This window comes from Methylobacterium ajmalii (assembly GCF_016613415.1).
Taxonomy (GTDB): domain Bacteria; phylum Pseudomonadota; class Alphaproteobacteria; order Rhizobiales; family Beijerinckiaceae; genus Methylobacterium; species Methylobacterium ajmalii.
This window is the reverse complement of sequence record NZ_JACWCT010000162.1, coordinates 20,433-41,286: the sequence shown is the minus strand read 5'-3', so window position 1 is coordinate 41,286 and position 20,854 is coordinate 20,433. Positions and strand designations below refer to the sequence as shown.

General features: G+C 67.9%; 17 protein-coding genes and 4 pseudogenes. 10 read left to right on the top strand and 11 right to left on the bottom strand.

From position 1 onward, the window contains the following. Positions 1-8 precede the first annotated feature (8 nt). Positions 9-1,036: pseudogene (locus tag HPY23_RS28905) on the top strand (IS110 family RNA-guided transposase). A gap of 251 nt (positions 1,037-1,287) precedes the next feature. Here HPY23_RS28905 and HPY23_RS28900 read toward each other — a convergent pair. Then, positions 1,288-1,608, bottom strand: a pseudogene (locus HPY23_RS28900) (transposase); the annotation flags it as partial. 329 nt (positions 1,609-1,937) lie between these two features. Next, on the bottom strand, positions 1,938-2,567 hold the full coding sequence (locus HPY23_RS28895) for a tyrosine-type recombinase/integrase (RefSeq protein ID WP_200601928.1): 630 nt from the start codon (positions 2,565-2,567) through the stop codon (positions 1,938-1,940). A gap of 529 nt (positions 2,568-3,096) precedes the next feature. Between HPY23_RS28895 and HPY23_RS28890 the strand changes: the two genes are divergently transcribed. Beyond that, on the top strand, positions 3,097-3,309 hold the full coding sequence (locus HPY23_RS28890) for a hypothetical protein (protein WP_132251318.1): 213 nt from the start codon (positions 3,097-3,099) through the stop codon (positions 3,307-3,309). Positions 3,310-3,425: 116 nt separating this feature from the next. Next, a complete protein-coding gene (locus tag HPY23_RS28885) occupies positions 3,426-4,706 on the top strand; it encodes a flavin monoamine oxidase family protein (RefSeq protein WP_200601924.1) in 1,281 nt (426 codons plus the stop codon). 513 nt (positions 4,707-5,219) lie between these two features. Here HPY23_RS28885 and HPY23_RS28880 read toward each other — a convergent pair. The 7 genes and pseudogenes from HPY23_RS28880 to HPY23_RS28850 form a co-directional block, all read right to left on the bottom strand. After that, positions 5,220-6,092 (bottom strand): annotated as a pseudogene (locus HPY23_RS28880) (helix-turn-helix domain-containing protein); the annotation flags it as partial. 63 nt (positions 6,093-6,155) lie between these two features. Further along, positions 6,156-7,820: a group II intron reverse transcriptase/maturase gene (gene ltrA / locus HPY23_RS28875; RefSeq protein WP_200601921.1), complete on the bottom strand. Its 1,665-nt coding sequence runs from the start codon at positions 7,818-7,820 to the stop codon at positions 6,156-6,158. 615 nt (positions 7,821-8,435) lie between these two features. Further along, a pseudogene (locus HPY23_RS28870) lies at positions 8,436-9,107 on the bottom strand (ISL3 family transposase); the annotation flags it as partial. 109 nt (positions 9,108-9,216) lie between these two features. Further along, positions 9,217-10,140, bottom strand: coding sequence for an FUSC family protein (locus tag HPY23_RS28865; RefSeq protein WP_200601920.1), 924 nt, complete (start codon positions 10,138-10,140; stop codon positions 9,217-9,219). Next, the gene (locus tag HPY23_RS33690; protein ID WP_200601919.1) at positions 10,137-10,619 is read right to left on the bottom strand and encodes an FUSC family protein; all 483 of its coding nucleotides are present in this window, start codon (positions 10,617-10,619) and stop codon (positions 10,137-10,139) included. The genes HPY23_RS28865 and HPY23_RS33690 overlap by 4 nt, the downstream gene beginning before the upstream one ends. A gap of 141 nt (positions 10,620-10,760) precedes the next feature. After that, positions 10,761-11,750, bottom strand: coding sequence for a zinc-dependent alcohol dehydrogenase family protein (locus HPY23_RS28855; RefSeq protein WP_200601918.1), 990 nt, complete (start codon positions 11,748-11,750; stop codon positions 10,761-10,763). Positions 11,751-11,839: 89 nt separating this feature from the next. Next, positions 11,840-12,475, bottom strand: a complete 636-nt coding sequence (locus tag HPY23_RS28850; protein WP_200601917.1) for an NADPH-dependent F420 reductase — start codon at positions 12,473-12,475, stop codon at positions 11,840-11,842. 116 nt (positions 12,476-12,591) lie between these two features. Here HPY23_RS28850 and HPY23_RS28845 point away from each other — a divergent pair, with 116 nt between their 5' ends. Continuing rightward, on the top strand, positions 12,592-13,485 hold the full coding sequence (locus HPY23_RS28845; protein ID WP_200601915.1) for a LysR family transcriptional regulator: 894 nt from the start codon (positions 12,592-12,594) through the stop codon (positions 13,483-13,485). Between the two features lie 39 nt (positions 13,486-13,524). On the opposite strand, the gene HPY23_RS28840 is transcribed toward HPY23_RS28845, so the two are convergent. Next, positions 13,525-14,682 (bottom strand): NADH:flavin oxidoreductase/NADH oxidase, encoded by a 1,158-nt coding sequence (locus tag HPY23_RS28840; RefSeq protein WP_200601914.1) that lies wholly within the window; start codon positions 14,680-14,682, stop codon positions 13,525-13,527. 170 nt (positions 14,683-14,852) lie between these two features. Here HPY23_RS28840 and HPY23_RS28835 point away from each other — a divergent pair, with 170 nt between their 5' ends. Continuing rightward, positions 14,853-15,503, top strand: a complete 651-nt coding sequence (locus HPY23_RS28835; RefSeq protein WP_200601913.1) for a TetR/AcrR family transcriptional regulator — start codon at positions 14,853-14,855, stop codon at positions 15,501-15,503. Between the two features lie 43 nt (positions 15,504-15,546). Next, entirely contained in the window at positions 15,547-16,254 is a 708-nt protein-coding gene (locus HPY23_RS28830) for a LysR family transcriptional regulator (RefSeq protein WP_329618749.1), read from the top strand. Here the strand turns inward: HPY23_RS28830 and HPY23_RS28825 are convergent. Continuing rightward, entirely contained in the window at positions 16,237-17,217 is a 981-nt protein-coding gene (locus tag HPY23_RS28825; protein WP_003601689.1) for a GlxA family transcriptional regulator, read from the bottom strand. The genes HPY23_RS28830 and HPY23_RS28825 overlap by 18 nt on opposite strands. A gap of 120 nt (positions 17,218-17,337) precedes the next feature. Between HPY23_RS28825 and HPY23_RS28820 the strand changes: the two genes are divergently transcribed. The 4 genes from HPY23_RS28820 to HPY23_RS28805 all read left to right on the top strand — a co-directional run bounded on the left by HPY23_RS28820 (position 17,338) and on the right by HPY23_RS28805 (position 20,715). Next, entirely contained in the window at positions 17,338-17,745 is a 408-nt protein-coding gene (locus HPY23_RS28820; protein WP_243695625.1) for a putative quinol monooxygenase, read from the top strand. A gap of 156 nt (positions 17,746-17,901) precedes the next feature. Next, positions 17,902-18,863, top strand: a protein-coding gene (locus HPY23_RS28815; protein WP_200601912.1) for an IS630 family transposase whose coding sequence is annotated in 2 segments (ribosomal slippage) — positions 17,902-18,253 and positions 18,253-18,863 — 963 coding nt in all. Because the reading frame shifts where the segments join, the coding sequence is not laid out codon by codon here. 140 nt (positions 18,864-19,003) lie between these two features. Further along, positions 19,004-19,432: a LexA family protein gene (locus HPY23_RS28810; RefSeq protein WP_200601911.1), complete on the top strand. Its 429-nt coding sequence runs from the start codon at positions 19,004-19,006 to the stop codon at positions 19,430-19,432. After that, entirely contained in the window at positions 19,429-20,715 is a 1,287-nt protein-coding gene (locus tag HPY23_RS28805; protein ID WP_200601910.1) for a Y-family DNA polymerase, read from the top strand. The genes HPY23_RS28810 and HPY23_RS28805 overlap by 4 nt, the downstream gene beginning before the upstream one ends. Positions 20,716-20,854: the final 139 nt, after the last annotated feature.

The window sequence follows — 20,854 nt, the reverse complement described above, 5'->3', positions numbered from 1 at the left end:
GCAGAGCAATGACGATCGCGGTACTCGGGATCGACCTGGGCAAGAACAGCTGCAGCCTCGTCGGGCTGGATGCGGGCGGCAAGGTCGTGCTGCGTCGGCGCATGCGGCGCAGACCGTTGTCGCCTTCCGGACCAAGCTGGCGCCCTGCGTGGTCGCCATGGAAGCCTGCTGCGGCGCCCACCACATGGGTCGTGCCCTGGCCGCTCAGGGACACACCATCCGGCTGATGTCGCCCGAGTACGTCAGGCCCTACGTCAAGGCTCAGAAGAACGACGATCGCGATGCCGAGGCGATCGCTGAAGCGGCGACCCGCCCGACCATGCGCTTCGTGGCCCTCAAGGCGGAAGCGCAGCTCGACATGCAGACCCTGCACCGGGTGCGTGACCAGCGCTTCGGCGAGCGCACGGCGCTGATGAACCAGCTCCGCGCCATCCTGCTGGAGCGCGGCCACGTCGTGCCGCAGGGGCGGGCCAAGCTCGCCGGCTTCCTGACCCGCCTGTTGGAGGGCGAGGAGGGCACGGATCTCACGCCCCCCATGCAGACCCTCGTGGCGGACGTGCGCGAGCGCTGGGAGTTCCTCGATCGGCGCATCGCCGCCCTCGACGCCGAGTTCGCCGAGCAGGCGCGCACGGACGAGTGCGCCCGCCGGCTGACGACCATTCCGGGCATTGGCGCGCTCAACGCGACCGCCCTGGTGGCGGCGATCGGCGACGTCGCCACCTTCGCACGCGGACGCGATTTGGCGGCTTGGCTCGGCCTCGTGCCACGTCAGGTGACGACTGGTGGCCGGCCGAAGCTAGTCGGGATCACCAAGCGCGGCAGCAAGTACCTGCGCAAGATGCTCATCCAAGGGGCTCGGGCAGCCCTGCCGACGCTTCGGTAGGGCGACACGCGCCTGGGGCAGTGGCTGCGGGGTCTCTCGGCGCGGGCTCACGCCAACACGGTAGTCGTGGCGCTGGCCGCCAAGATGGCACGCATCGTCTGGGCGCTGCTGCGCCACGAGCGGGTCTACGAGGCGGCTGCAATCGCGGCCTGAACTGGGTTCGGCTGGCGAGGCTCTCGTCGGCTCACGATGTCTGCGGGTGGTGAGAGGAAGATGGCCTGACAGTCGACCGGTGTCCTAGAAACCTCTGGCGTAAAATGGCGCTCGACGCCGCCCCCTTTATGAGGACCGGGACGCGCGGATCTCCATCTTGGCCGACGGGCAACCGGAAGGCCGGATACGTTTATGCAGACTGATCAGACCAGCGGATCCGAGCCACTTGCGGACGGGGCGGGCCATACGTTTCCGCCGTGGGCGGCGCGCTGGGCTTTGACGTTGGTCGCGTCGAGGGCAGCCGCTTCGCCGGACCATCCGGCCTTGGCCAGGGCCTCCAGCATGCCGGTCCAGAAGCGGCGGCGCGACCACCTGTTGAAGCGGTTATAGACGGTGGTGGACGGCCCGTAGTCGCCAGGACAGTCCTTCCAGCGGCAGCCGGACTTGATGACGTGCAGGATGCCCGACAGGATCGTGCGGTCGTCCTTGCGACGAGCGCCGGGCTGGTTGGTGGGCATGAACGGCGCGATCGCCTGCCATTGCTCGTCCGACAGCCAGAACAGCTCTGCCATAGCCTCCTCCATCTGGGAGGCGCGTAGAATCATATGTCGCACATAACTGCAATACCTTGAACGGGTTTACACCCTAAGGCTGCCAACAGCCTCTGACGCGAGTATCGCTTCGCTGAAAATTTGTTATCAATACTTATAATATAAGTCACATATCTGACCAGGCCATTTGCTATATGCCTTTGCGACATTTTTGAACCCGAATATCCGGAAGCTGCTCGCAACCGGACGTTTCTTATACGCATCATGAAGGGCCGCTTCGGGTCATTTTGAACCCTGGAAGCAAAACCGCTCGTTGATACGCCGCGGTCAATCTGACCGCGGCGTCCAACTCATATCTCGGTCTGCTCAGACAGGATCAACGCGTCATCGACTTCGATGCCGAGGTAGCGCACCGTGCTCTCTAGCTTGGTGTGGCCAAGCAGCAGTTGGCAAGCACGGATGTTGCCGGTGCGTTTGTAGACCAGTGCGACCTTCGTTCGCCGTAGGCTGTGCGTACCGTAGGCTGCGGGGTCGAGGCCGATCAAGGCGACCCACTGGTCAACCAGTCGACCGTAGTGTCGCGTCGTGAGGTGCTGGCTGCGCCGAGAGCGGCTCGGGAACAGCCAGTCGCCCGCCCGTAAGCTGCGCGAAGTCAGCCAATCCGCAAGTGCCTCGCGTGTCGGCTCGGTGATCTCGAAGGGCACCGGCCTTCCGGTCTTCTGCTGGCACACCGTCGCGCGGAGGCGGACTGCATCGCCGAGGTGAACGTCGCTTACGCGTAGGCGGAAAAGATCGCATACACGCAGCTTGCTATCGACGGCAAGGTTGAAGAGGGCGAGGTCTCGCGTGCGGTTGGCGAGCTGCAGGCGGGTTCGCAAGGCCCAGATGTGCTTAGGCTTCAGGGGTGGTTTCGGTCCGACAATACGGCCACGGTTCCGAGGAACACGCGTGGTAGACGGAATGGTTGAGGTTTCCTGCATGACAAGCTCCTTGGTTGAGGAGCAAGTCAGGAGACGTCTGCCGATGCCGCTGAGTCTAACTCTGTTGGCGGTTTGGTTCTGAGAAAGCCGACAAGAGAGTCGTGGAAGCTGATCCGGCACCTCAGACCCGATAGTGCGCCAATGAAGGCGGCTGCACTCTTGCCGCCTTCGACCCCCGGCCAGGCCCCCTCCCCTTCCGCTCCCTGGGTACGCCCGCAACCATGTGCAGGTACGTGACCATGCGCCGGTGGACCAGATCTATGCCTCCACGGACATGCAGACGGTTGCCGACTGAAATCTTGACAGTGCCCTCAGCCAGCATGCCGCCTGTTCAGTATGCGCCAATTCCGGACCTTCTACGATAACCGCTCAAATGGCCGCTCTTCGCTCTAAAGCGGTCGCTGCGCGGAATTGTCGAGCCGGGAGGCTACATGATCCTGAGACCGAAGCCGCCCGCGTCTAGGCTCGCCTCCGGAAGGTCGAGAACCAGTTCGACCGCTTCCGCGCCCAGGAATTCTGGGACCGCGTCATGCAGGAGATAGCCGACCTCCTCGTCGAGCGGGGCCTCCTGACGCCGACCGAGATCCTGCCGGAGCTCCGGGCCGTGACGCTACGCGGCGCTACCCTGCACAAGGAGCCCCTCACGCCGGGTACGTTTAAGAAGAAGATGGACGTACGCGTCTTTCACGGCCGGTATTTCGTATCGCGGGACGAGGGGCGGTATGCCCGCAAAGCCGGCTGAAGCCGGGATCGTCGACTGGCTGAAGGGCCGGCCGAGCGCCTGCCCGCTTCCAACGATGGCCGCCCCTGCAGGCCCTGCCGCTTGTCCCGCGCGATGCCCGATCTCACCTTCGGTGCATGCACAACGAGTACGACGTCATCATCGTGGGGGGAGGCGCTGCCGGAATCGGAGCGGCGCGCCGGCTTACGGCCAACGGCAAAGCGGTGCTGCTGCTTGAGGCGTCAGCGCGCCTTGGCGGCCGCGCCTTCACGCAGGATCTCGCCGGGTATCCGCTCGACCTCGGCTGCGAGTGGCTCCATTCGGGCGACCGCAACGCCTGGGTCAGCATCGCCGAGGCGTCCGGCTTCCCGGTCGACCGAAGCGATCCGCCGTGGGGGAAGGCGCATCCCGGCATCGCCTGGGACGAGGACGAGGAGGAGGCGGCCCGGAAGGCGTTCGGCGAATGGGAGGAGCGGCTCCGGGCGGTCGCGCAGGGCAGCGACCAGGCGAGCGATGCCCTGGAGCCCGGGGGTGAGTGGAACGCCTACGTGCGGGCCATCGCCGGCTTCATGAGCGGGGTCGCGCCCGAACGCATCTCCGCCACCGACTACATGGCCTACGACGATGCCTCCACGGGTCGGAACTGGAACCTGCCGCTCGGCTACGGCACCCTGGTCGCGGCCAGCCTGCCGCCTGCGGCGGCGCTGCGCCTGGCCACTCCCGTCGAGCGGATCGACCTGACGGCCGACGGCGTCGCCGTCTCGACGCGGGCCGGCACCGTTCGCGCCCGAGCCGCCATCCTCACGGTCTCGACCGGGGTCCTGGCCGGCGACGCCATTCGCCTTCCCGCCGGGGTCGACCCCTGGCGCGAGGCGGCCGCCTCACTGCCGCTCGGGCGGAACGAGAAGGTCTTCTTGGAGATCGGGCGCGACGCCGCATTCGAGCCGGCCGCACATGCCTACGGCAACCTGCGCGACCCGAGGTCTGCCTCCTACTCGATCCGACCCAACGGCTGGCCGATCATCGAGGCGTTCCTCGGGGGTGACGGTGCTCGCATTCTGGAGGAGGAGGGCCCGGCCGCCGGCTTCGCGTACGTGTCGGCTCAGTTGGTCGCCCTGTTCGGCAGCGACGTGTCGGCGGCCATCCGGCCGCTGGCGGCGACGTCGTGGAGCCGGATGCAGGCCATCGGCGGCGCGTATAGCAGCGCCTTGCCGGGCCGATCCGATGCGCGGGCACGTTTGGCCCGGCCTTTCGAGGACTGCCTCTTCTTCGCCGGCGAGGCGACGCACCCTTTCGACTTCACAACGGCGCACGGCGCCCACGACAGCGGGCAAAGGGCCGCCAACGAGGCCATGGCGGCGCTTGCGGATAGGCACCGGCTCGGACGGCGGCACAAGCTCGCCGCAGCCGGAGCATGAGGCGTCAGATTGCGACCTAAGCCACGGTGGCGCAGCGCGTCGACCGGCACGGCTTGGGTCGATTCCGACTCACGCCATCTCGATATGGGTAACTAGGCGACGCTTCGAACAGAGGGGTCGCGCCCCTCGAACGCGTCCGACGGAGCACGTAGTGTCCGCCCACGTTCGAGCATGTTGAGGACGTCCTCCGCGTCCGCGGTCCGGTCACGCCGTCCCCGTCCGGCGAGCAGTCGCAGGCCTCGCGAAAGGGTACGTGCTTCCCAGTTCGCGCGCCGCTTGCCCGATGCGCCTCCGGCAAGTTCGGCCAAGTCGCCCGCGAGCGCCTGGCGCAAGCGCCGCTTCCTCCGCTCGATGTCCAGCGGCATGACGAGGTGGAGGGCAGGGCGGCCACCCCGATGCCGACGAGCATGGCAAGGCCCTGATGCGCCAGAGTGTCAAACGGCATCGGAACGGGGGTCTTCCGCACTTTTGATGCTGGTAAGTCACGTCTGGCCAAGCTCTATCGGTCTCGGTTCACGCGGCATGCAACACTCGCTGGCGAAGTAGGTCGAACTTGGCGCGACCATACATGCTGCGCTTGATCAGCTTGAGGCGGTTGACCTGCCCTTCGACGTGGCCGTTGCTCCAGGGTTCAGCGATTGCCGCGCGTACGGCATCCTCATCCTGCCGAAGCCCGGTGACGAAGCCACCGAGCTCGGTGGCGGCGGCACCCTCCAGCCAAGGTGTCAGTCCGGCGGGATCGTTCTGGTGCAGGAGATCGGCGAAGGCGTGCACATCCTCGGCGGCCCGCTTCAAGCGCGGAGCCGCCTTGCAGAGTGCCTCGGTGAAGGAGCGATCCTCGGGCGACAGCACGGCTGGATCGCTCGCCAGCCACCGAGTGATGCGGCGTGTCGAGGGGATCCGGGCGGATGGCGGTCGAGCCGGGGCCCCCAAGCGCTGCCGTGCGGCCCAGCGCCGGACGATGTCGTAGCCGCCCGTGAAGCCCTGTGCGCACAACTCGCGATGAAGACCGGTGGCGCTGCGCTGGCCGTTCTGCCAGCACGTCTTGGCGAAGGGGATGTAACAGTCGAGCCGGCTCGGGCCTGGGGCACGGCGATAGGGCACGAACTGGCCAGCCCGGATCCAGCGACGCACGGCGTTGCGGGATGCACCGAGACGGCGAGCAATCTCTTTGGTTGGCTGACCTTCCCCGTGGAGCCGCAGGGCTGCCTCGCAGCGGTCGCGTCGCCGGCTGCTCATCTGCGGGACGGGCCCGATCTCCGCTGGATCAAGCGGGAGAGAAGGGCTGGGCACGCAGTGGCGCGCCACGGTCCTGATCTCGGACTGGTGCCGTTCGACGATGCCGCGCAGCGCCTCGGAAGCATTGACGAGCAGGTGTCGGGTAGCCGGGGCTCGTTGCCGAACCCCAGCCCCCTCAGAACCGGACGGGACGATCTCTCGTCATCCGGCTCAAGCCTCGGCCGCCTGGCCCATCGTCCGCGCGTGGTGAGCCTTGTGGCACCACCGATGCACCAGCTTCAGGTTGGTGATCCGGTCCGTCCCGCCGCAATGGCGCGGTGTGTCGTGGTGGACCTCGACGAAGGTGATGTCCTCGTCGGGATCGAACATCACGCCGCACAGTGCACATCGATAGTCCTGCTGCCGTAGCAGCGTCGCTCGCTTGCGAGACCGCATAGTCTCGTCCAGTCGCCGGCGCCGCCGGGCCTGCCAGTACGTTCGGTCGTCGGGGTTCAGCGGGCTGCGCTTGCCCTGGATCTTCGCATGCCGGACGATCCCCACCTCGTCGTGCCGCACGACCTTGGCCTTGCCGTCCACGAAGTTCCACGCCGGGTCGAAGTACCTCGACCGGACCCATCTCGCCGTCTTGGTCGGATGGCGCCGCTTTGCCCACCGCCACAGCTTGGCGAAGACGTGATGATCCGCCGTGTGGAACGCGTGTTTCGACGCGCCGTGCCGGTAGTAGGCCGTCCAGCCCCGGATCACCGGGTTCAGGGCGGCGATCACCTGGCTCGGGCTGGCCTGACGATGGTCGCGCAGGTAGTCCCCGATGGCGCGCAGGTGCCGCACCACCTTGGCCTTCTGCGGCCGCGTCAGAACCTTGCCCCGGATACGTCGGACGGTGAAGCCCAGGAAGTCCACACCGTCGTCGATGTGAACGATCCGGGTCTTCGCCTCGCTCAGTTGCAGCCCGCGTGCACCCAGGAACCGGGCGAGCGCGGGAACGACGTGGGTCTGCAGGACCTCCTGTGTCGGTGCCGTCACCACCAGGTCGTCGGCGTAGCGGATCAGGCTGACGCCGCGGTTCTCACCGCGGCGCAGGCTCGGGCGGACGTACCGGCCCCGAGCATCCTCGGCTCCGAAGAGCCGCTCCATGCCGTCGAGCGCGACGTTGGCCAGCAACGGCGACAGGGGACCGCCTTGCGGCGTCCCGGCCGTCGTCGCCGACCACCTGCCGAGATCCACCGCGCCGGCTTTGAGCCAGCGCCGGATCGTGGTGGTGAACACCGGCAGCCTCGCCAGCAACGGATCGTGTCCGATGGCGTCGAAGCAGCCGGCGATGTCCGCATCGAGCAGCCAGCCACTCGCACCGGCCGGAGCCAGCGTCGCGTGCAGGGCCACGATCGCGTCCATCGTGCACCGTCCGGGTCGGAACCCGTAGCTGTTCGCCTCGAAGCGCGTCTCCCATTCGGGTTCCAGCGCCAGTTTGACGAGCATCTGCATGGCCCGGTCCCGGACCGTCGGGATGCCCAGGGGGCGCTGCCGCCCGTCCGGCTTGGGGATGTACACCCGCCGGACCGGCTGCGGCCGGTAGTCCCTCAGGCCGAGGCCGTGATCGGCCAACCTCATCCGGCTCTCGGGCGTCCTGCACACCACGCCGTCGATGCCGGGCGTTTCGCGGCCCGCGTTCTGCTGGGTCACCCGGCGGACCGCGAGCCGTTTTGCGGATGTGGAGCGAACCAGGAGTTTCTGCAGGTTCTTGACCTGTCGACCTTTCCCGGCCGCCGCGGCACGGAAGATGCGGCCCTGCAATCGCTTCACGGCGTCCTCCGTCGCGGCCCAATCGATCTCGGGCCACGTCGTCTGTCCGCGTTCACCGGTCAGTTCGGCTGTCACCGTCCAACGTCCCTGGCAAGTCCAAGCGATCCAAAGCGTCTCGACCGTTGAGACCGTGGCGGAAGTCAGCACCCTTTCGGGTCGGGTATTTCCTCGTCGCCGAGGCCCTGTCCGCCCCGTTACAGGGCGGCCTTCGCTTGCTCCGCCGTTCCTCTACCCCCTCCGCCATGCCCTTCCTTGCGGTCGGGAGACCGTCGCCTTGCGGCGGCGGGACGGGTGGGGCTTACCCTGTTGCCCGATGGGGAGAAGCGGATGGGGAGGCTGCGCCCTATGGTCCGGCGGGTCATGTTGCCACCGTCGTCGATGCTGACACTCGACGATCCGACCCGCGTGCCGTTTTGGCGCCGGCCTGACAGCACCTTTGGCCGGTTGCGGATGACGGACCTTGACTGCGGGCGTTCACACACGTTCAGCCTTCCATCCTCTGCTGGGCCGCCTCCGGATTGGTGCTTCCAGATTAGGGCCGTTGTCCCCGGAGCTTCGCACGTCGGATTGCTCCTTCGCACGTCCGGGTAGCAGCACTCGGGTGGACGAGGTTCCCTTGCAGGACACTCCTCCATCGGACCTTGCGGGCTGCCGGAACGGTGTGGGTTCCAGCAGCCCTCAGGTCGCACGCCAGCGATCCGCAACCTGCGTCGCCGCGGGGGCACCCGTGCGCGCAGCCTCAGCGTAAGGTCCGGCCCGATCGCGGCTGACGACGGCCACACTCGGATGGGAGGCGAGCCAGTCCCGCACCGGTGCCGCGGAGCGACCGGGCAACAAGTCGATGACACAGCCTCGTTCCAGGTCGCAGACGATGGTGCCGTAGGAGTGGCCGCGCCGCCACGCCCAATCATCGATGCCGACCACGCGCGGGGGCGGCGACGAGATGATCCTGCGCCGACGGATCAGGCGCAGCACCGTATCGCCGCTGATCGGCATTGCCAATCGTCGCGACAAGCGAGCGCCGGGTTCGCCGCCGAGCACCATGCCGATGTCGGTCTGCGCCTCAGCCAACCGCTCGCTTCGGCGCGCTTTGCGTGAACCCAGCCCCACGACAGGTTCGGCGAAGATCCGCCCCGGGCAGTGGCCGCAACGGAAGCGGCGTACGCGCAGGTGCCACGTCACGGCTCGATCTTGCCACGGCAGGTCCTTGAGGGTTCGCCAATATGTGCTGTGCACCCGCCTCGAGGATTGTCCGCAGCTCGGACAGGTCGCCTGGTGAGCGGTGGTGTGGGCGGTGATGAGCAACCCGCCCATGCTCAGTGCCAGATCATCGACGTAAAGACCGTCCGGGACCGACGGCATCGACGGGTTCGAGATCGGCATCGTGCTGCCCTACGGCTGCCATGCGGATCAACGCCCGATCACACTCTTCAGCACCGAAAGTGCGGATGAACCCTTATTCCACGCCTAATCACACCAGAGGCGGGCCGAGGGGCGTCAGATGCGTCGGCTGGCTCATCATGAGGAAGAAGTTGTTGAACTCGACGGTGCTCACCGCCGTCAGCCTGAAGGTGAGCCCGGCCGCCGTGACGCAGAGGACCGGCACGAGGGCGAGGAGGAGAACCGTCAGACCGGCCGGGTGCGGCAGCACGAACGCGCGGAACGCCAGGGCGAGGCCGATGCCCGCAAGCACGCCGAGCACGATACGTCGGATCATCGCGGCCCCGAGCTCGTTCGCCGAGAGCAAGGTCACGAACACGCAGGTGCCCAGCAGCATGAGCGAGCCGGCGGCCCAGCCGGTCGCGAGCCACGCGAGGCCCATCGGCAAGACGCAAAGTGCCGTCCGGGTCGCGGCACGCGCCGCCCCCTGCCAATCCAAGGGCGTTTCGAGGCGGGCGGGTCCATTCCCCACGACCGGCGCCCGCTCAAGGTCCCGGAGATCCGCAAGGGCCGCGGTCAGGGCGGCTCGGGTGTCGGCCACGGCTGGTCGGCCATCGGCGGACGCGAGAGGGACCGACCCGGGAAAGTCCTTATACCGGAATCGGAGGGCGGCTTGACCCAGGAGGGCTTTCAGTTCCGGCGGCGCCTGCGCCTGTACCGGATCGTCGGACCGCGCGAGCGCCCGGGTACGCGAGGGCACGAGGAGGAGCGAGGCCAGGAGGTTGCGCAGGCGTCGCTTGCGCCAGCGTGCGCCCGGAGCGCCGTCGAGGACTTCGTCGGCCTCCGCGTCGAGGTCGCCGAGCCGGGCTACGACGGCCAGCAGCGCGCCCTGGTCCGCTGCGCCCAGGGAACCCGTGAGCAGAGCTGAGCAGCGCTCCAGAAGCTCGGCGCCCGACTGCCGTGCGCGGTCGAGGAGCGAGCGCCGCCCCGAGGGCGGCATCAGCAGGCCGGTCACGGCGGTGGCCGCGAGGACGCCGCGATGACCGTGCAGGCGATGCGACCGAAGGCGATGTGCTGAACCGAGGCCGGATGGTCGAAGTCGATCAGGGCGACGATGGCGCAGGTATAGCCGGCCAGCACCGCCCCGTAGCTGCGGAAGTGCCGGACGAGGGCGGACATGCCCGCGCAGCACGCCAGCCAAGCCGTCAAGCCGACGAGCGCCGCCGCCGGGTGGGTCGCGAAGGCGGCGAGCAGGCCGATGCCCACCAGCGCGCCCGCGGTCGTGCCGACGAGGCGCCAGAGGCACTTCTCGAAGAGCAGCCCTCGGGTCGGCTGCCAGACCGTGAGCACGGTCACGCCGGCCCAGTGCCCGTTCGGCAGGTCGAGCGCAGCCGCAAGGACGATGGCGAGCCACGCCGCGGCCGCCGTGGCGAGGCCGAACCGCAGGCGCGGCGGGTCGCGCTCCAGGAAACTCCGGAGGCCGGTCGGGAGCATGGTCGGTGTTTACCCTGGGTCCCGGGGCCGGGGCGAAATCGCCGATGTCTTCCGTAGCCACTCGCGTCCGGTCGACCTATGAGCCGGACGAGGGGCGGCCCATGCGGATCCCGCCGGGCCTGTCCCCTCGGCGCCTCCCGCTCAGGCGGTGACGACGATCTTGCCGACCTGCTCGTTGCTCTCCATGTATCGGTGTGCCTCGACGATCTGGTCGAGCGTGAAGGTCTTGGCGACCACCGGCTTCAGCGCGCCCGAGGCAAGCCCCTTCACGATGTAGTCCTTGGCCCTCTCCAAGCGCGCCGGGTCCTTGGTGATCTCGAAGAGCTGGTAGCCGCGCACCGTCAGGTCCTTGCCGAGCAGCGGCATGACCGGGACCGCCAACGGCGTCGTGTCGAGGGCGCCGTACTGGAAGAAGATGCCGAGGTAGCCGAGCGCGTCGAGGATCTTGGCGACCTCCGGTCCGCCGACCGGGTCGAAGGCGACGTTGGCGCCCTTGCCCTCGGTGATGCGGTTCACCTCGGCGACGAGGTCCTGCTCCTCGGTGGCGATGACGTGGGCCGCCCCGTGCTTCAGGAGTTCGTCACGCTTGGCGCTCCGACGGGTCAGGGCGACCGGGGTGGCCCCGAGGGCGTTGACGATCTGGATGGCGGCCAAGCCCACGCTGCTGGAGGCGGCGCGGATCAGCACGGTCTGGCCGGCCTGGACGTTCGCGATGTCGACGAGCGCGCCGTAGGCGGTCACGAACATCATCCAGGTGGCCGCAGCCTCCTCCCAGGACAGGTTCTCCGGGTGCTTCACCACGCCGAAGGCCGGGGCGTTCACGAGCTCGCCGTGCAGACCGTAGTCACCGAGCATGAAGCAGGGCACGACGCTGACCGCATCGCCGACCGCGAAGCCGGCGACGTCGGGCCCGACGGCCTCGACGGTGCCGGCGGCCTCGTAGCCTAGGATGGCCGGGAAGGTCGGCCGGGTGACGTACTGGCCGGTGCGGAACATGACCTCGGCCCGGTTCAGGCCCATGGCCTTCACCCGGATCTGGACCTCGCCGGCCTTGGGCGCGGGGACCGCGACGTCCTCGACCTTGAGGACCTCGGGACCGCCGGTCTCGTGGAAGCGTACGATGCGGCTCATGGTCGTTCTCCTCGATTGCGTGCGCCCGGGAAGGGCGCGGAAACCTCCCGCCGGGGATGCCCGGCGGGAGGACGTCTGGACGGGAGCCCTCAGGCGGCAGCCTTGATCCACGCGGGGGCGGCGCTCGTGCCCCAGCCCAGGAAGAAGCCGAAGTGGATGTTGATCTCGCCCAGCGGCTCAAGGAACCGGGCGTTGCTCAGGGGGCCCGACTCGACGGGCTGGAACCCGCCCTTGGCCACGAGGTCGGACACCGTCTTCTTGGCGGCCTCGTCGTCGCCCGCGACGAAGACCTGCACCGGGTCGCGGCCCTCGCGCGCCTCCGCCGGCAGCAACTGCGCGAAGATCGTGTTGAACGCCTTCACCACCTTCGCCTCGGGCGCGAGCTTCTGGAGTTCCTCGGCGGCCGAGGTGGTGTGCCCGACGCGCAGGTCCTTGTAGTCCTCCGTGATGGGGTTCGAGATGTCGACGAGCACCTTGCCGGCGAAGCCGCCGGCCTCGCGGACCGCCTCGCCCGCCTGCGGGTAGTTCACCGCGAAGATCACCACGTCGGCGAGCTTGGCGGCCGCGGCGATGCCGCCGCCCTCGGCGCCCGCCCCGATCTCCTCGGCGAGCTTCGCCGCCTTGGCCGGGTCGCGCGACCCGGTGACGACCCGCTCGCCCTTCGAGGCCAGCAGCCGGGCGATGCCGGCACCCATGTTCCCGGTTCCGATGACTGCGACGGTCATGACTGCTCTCCTCGTTCGCGAGCCGGCGCCGCCGGCCTCGACGGGAGGTAAGGACTTCGTCCTGTCCGTGATAAATCGTCGTTTGATCGCGACACTCGCAACCATTGGTCAGGAATATGGACCGTCTCGCCAGCATGGAGGTGTTCGCCAAGGTCGCCGACCTCGGCTCGTTCGCGGCGGCCGCGGACGCCGCGGACATCTCCGCGGCGATGGTCGGCAAGCACATCCGGCAATTGGAGGAGCACCTGGGTGTGCGCCTGCTGAACCGGACAACCCGCAGGCAGAGCCTGACCGACGCCGGGCGCGACTTCCTCGACCGCACGCGCATCGTGCTGGCGGAACTGGAGGCGGCCGAAGCCATCGCGGCCGACAGCCGGGCGAGGCCACGGGGCGAGTTGCGGATCAACGCGCCGGTCTCGTTCGGCACCTACAGCCTGTCGCCGCTGCTTCCCGCGTACATGGCTGAGAACCCTGAGGTCACGGTACGGCTCACCCTCAGCGACCGTGTGGTGGACCTGATCGACGAGGGCTACGACTGCGTATTCCGCGCAGGCCCGCTGCACGACAGCAGCCTGATCGCGCGGGGCCTGCGTCCCCTGAACCTGATCCCGTGCGCGTCTTCGGCTTACCTGGAGCGGCACGGGCGGCCTCGGCACCCGAGCGACCTCGCCCGGCATGCATGCCTCGGCTTCTCCGGCTCGGCGCTGGAGGAACGCTGGACGTTCCACGGCGACGAGGGCGAGGTCGTCGTGCCCATCGGGTCGCGGTTCTCCGCCAACAGCGGCCACGCCCTGCGGCAGGCAGCCTTGGCCGGGATGGGCGTGATCCACCATGCCGAGGAGCTCCTCGCGGACGACCTCGCATCCGGCCGGCTGGTCCGCGTCCTGGCGGAATGGCGCTCGGAACGGCCCCTCCATATCCTGTACGCGCCGGACCGCCGCATCACGCCGAAGCTCCGCTCGTTCCTCGACTTCACGACGGCCCGGTTCAGCCGTGAACGCGGGTCCTGAGGCGGGGGCAGCCGTCACGGTGCGTCCCCGCCCGGAGGCTCAAGCCGCCACGTCCTCGCCGTTCGACCAGGCGCCGAGCCGGCGGAGCTTCCGTTCGCGCCCGTTCAGCCACCAGCCGAGTTGGGGCACCCAGCTCTCGTACGGCGCATCCTGCGGGGCGGCCCCGAGCGCCTGCTCGGCGTCGAGCGCGAAGTTCGGGTTGCGCAGCGCCTCGCGGCCGATGGCGACGAGGTCGGCGTGCCCCTCGGCCACGACCTGCTCGGCCTGGAACGGGTCGACGATCAGGCCGACCGCCATGGTCTTGAGGCCAGTGTCACGCCTGACCCGCTCGGCGTAGGGCACCTGGTGGCCGTAGCCGCTCGGGTGCTCGTAGGTGGTGCCGACGCCTCCCGAGGAGACGTCGACCACGTCGACGCCGACCGCCTTCAGGGCCTCGGCGAAGGCGACCGTGTCCTCGATGGTCACGCCGGTCTTCAAGCCGTCGACCGCCGAGACCCGCACGAACAACGGCTTGTCGACCGGCCAGATCGCGCGCAGTTCCCGGGCGATCTCCAGCGGCAGCCGGAAGCGGTTCTCGCGGCTCCCGCCGTAGGCATCCGTGCGGTGGTTGGTCAGCGGCGAGAGGAAGGAGTTTAGCAGGTAGCCGTGGGCGCAGTGCAGCTCCACGACCTCGAAGCCGGCCTTCAGGGCGCGCCGGGCGGCGGCGGCGAAGTCCGCCTTCACCTTATCGACGCCGGCGGCGTCGAGCGCCTCCGGGACCAGCCAGCCCTGGTCGACGGCCTGGGCGCTTGCGGACACGATGGCCCAGGGCCGGTCGCCGCGGGCGATGTCGGCCTCGTTCAGGGGACCGTCGCCGTGGTAGGGGCGCTGCATGCTGGCCTTCGGACCCGCGTGGGCGAGTTGGATGCCGGGTACCGCACCCTGCGCCTTCATGAAGGCCGCGATGCCGGCGAGCCCCTCGACCTGCTCGTCCCGCCAGAGGCCCACGTCACCGTGGGTGATGCGCGCCTCCGGCGAGACGGCGGTCGCCTCGACGATGACGAGGCCGAAGCCGCCGAGCGCGAGCTTTCCGTAGTGCACGGTATGGTAGGTCGTCACGAACCCGTCTTCGGCCTGGTACTGGCACATGGGCGGGACGGCGAGGCGGTTGCGCAGGTTCACGTCGCGCAGGGTCACGGGCTCGAAAAGCTTGGCCATCGGGCAAGGGTCTCCGTTGCGCCGGACCGGTGGTCACGACGCTGACATCGTCTCGGAATCGATTATTGTAACGGGCGTTACTGACGTTATATCTGTAACGGGCGTTACACGCCGTCAACCCGCAGCGGGCCCGTCTGAGGGCTCATGTGCGCCAGCACACCAAGGATGCGATGACCGCGATCACGTCGCACAGGAGCAAGGGACGGCCGCGCACCTTCGACCGGGCCCAGGCCCTGCACAGCGCACTGGAGGTGTTCTGGAAGCGTGGCTACGAGCCGGCGACCATGGGCGAGCTCTGCTCCGCCATGGGGATCAATCCGCCGAGCCTCTATGCGGCCTTCGGCAACAAGGCCTCCCTCTTCATGGAGGCGGTCGAGCATTACGAGACTACCTATTGGGCGGCCCCCTGGAGGCTCCTCGGCGAGGAGCCGAACCTTCGCGTCGCGGTGGGGAGGTTCATGACCGAGGCGGCCGCCGTGTTGACCTCCCTCGATGCGCCCTGCGGCTGCATGGTCGTCCTGGGCACGGCGAACGTCTCGCCCGAGGCACAGGACGTCCACGACGCCTTGAGGGCGTTGCGGGAGGTCAGCCGAACCAACTTCCGCAAGCGCTTCGAGCGGGCCCTCGACGCCGGCGACCTGCCGCTCGGGACCGACGTCGCGACGCTGGCCTCGACCTTCAACACGCTGCTGCAGGGCCTGTCGGTCCAGGCGCGGGACGGTGCCGCGCGGGCGGAGCTTGAGCGCATCGCCGAGGCGTCCCTCGCGCTGTTGCCGCATGACGGATCGGGCGCCCCTGCCGATGGGCGCGGGCGACCATGACGGTCAAGCATCGCGACCTCGCCGGGATCGACCTCACCTGCTCGTGGCCCTCGACGCGCTCCTGACCGAGCGCAGCGTCACCCGTGCGGCGGGCCACCTGAACGTCGGCCAGTCGGCCATGAGCAGCAGCCTCGGCCGACTGAGGAAGCTGCTCGGCGACGAGTTGCTGACGCGGGCCCCGGACGGCATGCGGCTGACCCCGCGGGCGGTCGCCCTGGTCGAGCCCGTCCGGTCGGCGGTCCGCCAGTTCCAGTGCATCGTCCTCCGCGAGGATTCCTTCGATCCTGCCACGGTCGAGCGCGGTTTCACCCTCGCGGTGCCGGGCAGCGTCGAGGCGTATCTCATACCCCGGTTGCTGGCCCTCCTGGGACGCGAAGCGCCCGGCATCAGCCTCAGGCTGCGCGCCCTCGACTACGGCAGCGTGCTGGGGGAGCTCAATGCGGACCAAGTCGACCTGGCGGTCGGGGTCCTGACGGAGGGCCAGGCGCATCACAAGGTCCGCGCCCTCTACCGCTTCGGCTACCTGTGCCTGTTCAACCCGGAGCTGCTCGGGGTCGCGCCGCCGCTCTCGCTCGACGATTACCTGCGCTTCCCGCACATCATGACGAGCATAACCGGCGCGGATCACGGGGTGGTCGACATAAATCGACGGACAAAGGTGAAGGCATCGCCATCCTCCTTCACCCCTCAGCGTCCCGACCCTCCAGCCGTCCCAAACCGCTCGGGCACGGCTCTAATCCTGCACTCCTAAATGGTTCGTCCGGCGAATTTCTGAGGCGGTGCGGCCAGTCTTACGACGTAGCAGAGTGCGGAGAGTGGCTGCATTATCATAGCCGGTGCGGGCTGCGATCTCATCCATTCCCAATTTGGTCGTCCTCAGGAGATAAGCCGCTCGTTCAACGCGCAGGCTCTGGAAATAAGACAATGGAGAGCGGCCCAGCACCATATTGATTCTGCGGGACAGAGTTCGTTCACTTGTCCCGACAAAGGCCGCGGCCTGCTCCAAGGAAAAGCCCGTATCGAGGTTTTCACGCGCCCACTTCTCGAAGAGCATCACCAGGTGGTCGGCGTGGCGCAAATGATCCGGGATGGCATAGGTAGCTTGAGGCGAGCGAGGATCGAGCATTAGGTAGCGAGCGACGGTGTCGGCCAGTTCGGGGCTCCGCTGACGAACGAACCAGAGCGCCAAATCGAAATGTGCGAGCACCGCGCCTGCGGTAACGACCCTGTCGTTACCCACCAGCGCACGGCTGTCATCGAGTGCAACGCTGGGATACCGGGCTCTAAAGAAAGGTGCGAGCCACCAACTGGTGGCGGCCTCTTGTTTGTCTAACAATCCCGTCTCGGCGAGGACGAATGTCCCCGTACAAGCAGCAGCGATAGTCGCACCATTTGCCTGCCAGGTTCGCAATAGTTCGACAGCTCGCTTTACATCGGGATGAGCAAGGGCGTCGGCAATGCCTTCCTCCGTCTTCGCTCCCAATGCCGGCACGAAGACAAAGCCGGGAGTCGGGAGGGCGTCGGCCCGAACGGTAGGGATTGCGAGGCCGTGCGCTGTACGTGTTGCGCGACGAATGCTGGAAACCGACGAGTTCAAACTTTCACGCAAGGCGGGGGGCGCCAAGTCGCGCGCCGTCGCTAAGGTGTCCTGAAACGCCGCAAGCCCAGTATCGAACACCCCATCAAGCGCTAAAATTGTCGTGGCTGTGCTCATGGCGAGAATGGTATCATGTTTGTCAATTCTGCCAAGCGCTAACGCTCCGCTGCGATGATAGTCTAGCGACGCGGCCGACGATGGCGCGATCAAATAGGGAACAAAATGAGGACCATTAAAGTGTTCCTGCTCACGGCGGCCCTCGTTGTCGCCACCGGCGCGACAAGCGCAATGGCGGATACGACAGGCAGCTCGAAGTCAACCCAACCACACCCAAAGATGGAGACGATGAAGATGACACATATGGGCTTATTCGTGCGGCTCGACGCCAAGCCTGGCAAAGAAGCGGCTTTGGAAAAGTTTCTGAAGGACGCGCTGCCGTTGGCACAAGCCGAAACAGGTACTCCGGTCTGGTATGCTGTAAAGTTCGGACCAAGCAGTTTCGCGATCTTTGACGCCTTTCAGAATGATGGCGACAGAACCGCACATCTCAACGGTCCGATCGCGGCAGCACTCATGCAGAACGCCGATGAGCTTCTGGCCACGCCGCCGGTCATCGAGCGCTGGGATGTTCTCGCGGTCAAGTAAGCTAGACAGAGCGGTATGTGGCATCGCTGCGACCGCTCTGCCGCCATCGTCGTGGTGAGTTTCTTCTTCAACGTAAGCGATGTCGCGCTAGAGCCGTGCCCGAGCGGTTTGGGGCGGCTGGAGGGTCGGGACGTTGAGGGGTGAAGGAGGATGGCGATGCCTTCACCTTTGTCCGTCGATTTACGCGAGCGTGTCGTGTCGGCCGTAGCCGCGGGCGCGTCCTGTCATCAGGCTGCAGCCCGGTTTGGGGTCAGCGTGTCCAGCGCCAGCCGCTGGTCGGATCGGTTTCGCCAGGAGGGACAGCTTGCGCCCAAGCCGTCGGGCGGCGATCATGCCTCGCACCGGATCGAGGCGCAGGCCGACCTGATCCTGACGATCTACGAGGCGCGGTCGGCGATCTTTCTGCGCGAACTGCGTGACGCTTTGGCCGAGCGCGGCCTGCAGACCAGCACGAGCAGCCTATCCCGCTTCTTCGCCCGGCGTGGCATCACCCGTAAAAAGGGGCGATCCACGCCGCCGAGCAGGCGCGCGAGGACGTAAGGGCAGCCCGCGAGGCTTGGTTCGAGAACCAGGACGCCCTCGATCCCGACAGGCTGGTTTTCCTCGACGAGACTGCCGCGGCCACCAACATGGCACGCCGCTACGGTCGGGCTCCGCGAGGCGAGCGCTGCCGGCTGGCTGTCCCGCACGGGCACTACAAGACCACCACGATCACCGCCGCCCTGCGCAGCGATGGCCTGTGCGCCACTTCCCCGTTCGACGGCGCCACCAACGGCGCACGCTTCCGGGCCTACGTCGCCGACACGCTTGTGCCCGCGCTCAAGCCCGGTGACACCGTCATCCTCGACAACCTGCAGGCCCACAAGGTGGCAGGTGTGCGTGAGACCATCGAGGCCGCCGGGGCGAGGCTGCTCTACCTCCCGCCCTACAGCCCGGACTTCAATCCCATCGAGCAGATCTTCGCCAAGCTGAAGGCTCTGCTCCGGACAGCGGCGGCCCGCACCGTCCCTGATCTGTGGCACGCCATCCGGCAGGCTTTGGCTCGCTTCACGGCAGATGAGTGCCGCAACTCCCTTGCTGCCGCCGGCTACGATACCGACTTGGCCGTCGCTACGTGACCGGGCACGGCTCTAGTTGTCCACAGCCATCCACAGATAAGCGATACGAAGGGGCCGCCAGCCGGTATGCCGAGCTCGGCCGTTTGTAGGAACCGATCATTCGTGTTCCTCTTTCGTTCCGTTAGATTCGGAGCGAGCGCATGCAGGTCCTCAGCGTCACGATCGGTCTGCCGATCCCCATCCCTATCCTCGCCCAGGCGGTCCGTGCCGGCTTCCCGAGCCCGGCCGACGACTTCATCGAGGACGAGATCGACCTGCATCGGCTGCTGATCGCCAACCGCCCGGCGACCTTCCTGGTGCGGGTGGCCGGCGACAGCATGCTGCTGGCGAAGTTGCACGACGGTGACATCGCCGTGGTCGATCGCTCGCTCAAGCCGCGCAACGGCGACGTGGTGGTGGTCGACGTCGACGGCAAGCGCTCGTTCAAGGTCTGGCGACGCCAGGGGCCGCGCGTGACCCTGCACTTCGCCAACCCGCGCTTCCCCGAGTTCCAGCTGTCCCCCGACGCGACCATCGAGGTCTGGGGCGTCGTCTCCGGCTCGGTGAACCCGAGGCGCCGGAGCGAATGAGCGACCGGGCCTACGCGCTCTCGGACGGCAACAGCTTCTACTGCAGCTGCGAGCGGGTGTTCGATGTCCGGCTCGCGCGGGTGCCCGTGATCGTGCTGTCGAACAACGACGGCTGCGCGATCGCCCGGACCCCGGAGGCCAAGGCCCTCAGGATCGGCATGGGCGACCCGTGGTTCAAGATCCGGGACATGTGCCGGCAGAAGGGCGTGCGGGTCTACTCCTCGAACTATGTCCTCTACGGCGACATGTCTGCCCGGGTGAACGCGGTCTACCGGGACTTCTCCCCGCGCATCGAGGTCTACTCGATCGACGAGAGCTTCCTGGACATCTCGGACGTGCGGGCGGCCGACCGGGTGACGCTCGCCCGTGACATGCGCGAGACGGTGCGGGCCTGGACGGGGATCCCCACCTGCGTCGGAATCGGCGCCAAGAAGACGCTGGCGAAGCTCGCCAACCACGTCGCCAAGAAGCACCACGAGCTCGACGGGGTCTGCGACCTGACCGACCCGGCCGCCTACGACCACTGGATGGCCCGGATCCCGCCGGAGGACATCTGGGGCGTCGGCCCGGCGAACGCCCGCAAGCTCGGGGCGCTCGGCTGCGAGAGCGCCGCCGACGTGCGGGACCTCGACACCCGTGCGGTGCGCAAGGCCATGACGGTGGTCGGCGAGCGCCTTAGGCGGGAGCTGCGCGGCGAGGCCTGCCTCGACCTGGAGGAGGTCGCGGCGACCCGGAAGGGCTGCGCCGTCACCCGGAGCTTCTCTGACCGCGTCGAGGATCGCGCGACGATGGAGCAGGCGGCGGCCGTCCACGCGACCCGGCTCGGGGAGAAGCTCCGGCGGGAGGGGCTCGGGACCGACCACGTCACGGTCTTCTTCCACACCTCCGAGCACGACCGGACCCGGCCGCAGCGGTCGGTCTCGACCGTGGTGACGCTGCCCGAGGCATCGAACGACACCCTGGTGCTGGTGAAGGCCGCCCTGCATGGCGTCCGGAGGACCTGGCGGGAAGGCTTCCGCTATTCCAAGGCCGGCGTGGTCACGACCGATCTCCTGCCTCTCCACGCCTCGCAGCGGGCGATGCCCGGGCTTGGCCAGCTCGACCGCGAGCAAGGCGCCGCGCTGATGGCTGCGCTCGACGCCTGCAACCGCCGCTTCGGGCGCGGGGCGGTCGTCCCGGCCGCCGCCGGGTTCGCGCCGGCGCGGGGGTGGTCGACCAAGTTCGAGATGCGCTCGCCGCGATATACGATCCGGCTTGAGGAGATCCCGGTCGTGGCGGCTTGAGCGATCCGGGGCGATCCTCCGGGTTCGGAGCATTGCGGGAACCCGCCGCAGATGCATCCAGGAGGCCACAGTCGGATCGAGGGGTATGACCGTATCCGAAGGGCCCCCTGCGCCTTTGCGATGCCAGTGCCGAAGTCGG

Excerpts from the sequence above, each read along its gene's own strand:
- HPY23_RS28805 (WP_200601910.1), top strand. The coding sequence starts at position 19,429 with ATGAGCGACCGGGCCTACGCGCTCTCGGACGGCAACAGCTTCTACTGC.
- HPY23_RS28835 (WP_200601913.1), top strand. The coding sequence starts at position 14,853 with ATGACCGCGATCACGTCGCACAGGAGCAAGGGACGGCCGCGCACCTTC.
- HPY23_RS28855 (WP_200601918.1), bottom strand. The coding sequence starts at position 11,750 with ATGAGCCGCATCGTACGCTTCCACGAGACCGGCGGTCCCGAGGTCCTC.
- HPY23_RS28810 (WP_200601911.1), top strand. The coding sequence starts at position 19,004 with ATGCAGGTCCTCAGCGTCACGATCGGTCTGCCGATCCCCATCCCTATC.
- HPY23_RS28895 (WP_200601928.1), bottom strand. The coding sequence starts at position 2,567 with ATGCAGGAAACCTCAACCATTCCGTCTACCACGCGTGTTCCTCGGAAC.
- HPY23_RS28840 (WP_200601914.1), bottom strand. The coding sequence starts at position 14,682 with ATGGCCAAGCTTTTCGAGCCCGTGACCCTGCGCGACGTGAACCTGCGC.
- HPY23_RS28890 (WP_132251318.1), top strand. The coding sequence starts at position 3,097 with ATGCAGGAGATAGCCGACCTCCTCGTCGAGCGGGGCCTCCTGACGCCG.
- HPY23_RS28845 (WP_200601915.1), top strand. The coding sequence starts at position 12,592 with ATGGACCGTCTCGCCAGCATGGAGGTGTTCGCCAAGGTCGCCGACCTC.
- HPY23_RS28850 (WP_200601917.1), bottom strand. The coding sequence starts at position 12,475 with ATGACCGTCGCAGTCATCGGAACCGGGAACATGGGTGCCGGCATCGCC.
- HPY23_RS28825 (WP_003601689.1), bottom strand. The coding sequence starts at position 17,217 with ATGAGCACAGCCACGACAATTTTAGCGCTTGATGGGGTGTTCGATACT.
- HPY23_RS33690 (WP_200601919.1), bottom strand. The coding sequence starts at position 10,619 with ATGCTCCCGACCGGCCTCCGGAGTTTCCTGGAGCGCGACCCGCCGCGC.
- HPY23_RS28885 (WP_200601924.1), top strand. The coding sequence starts at position 3,426 with ATGCACAACGAGTACGACGTCATCATCGTGGGGGGAGGCGCTGCCGGA.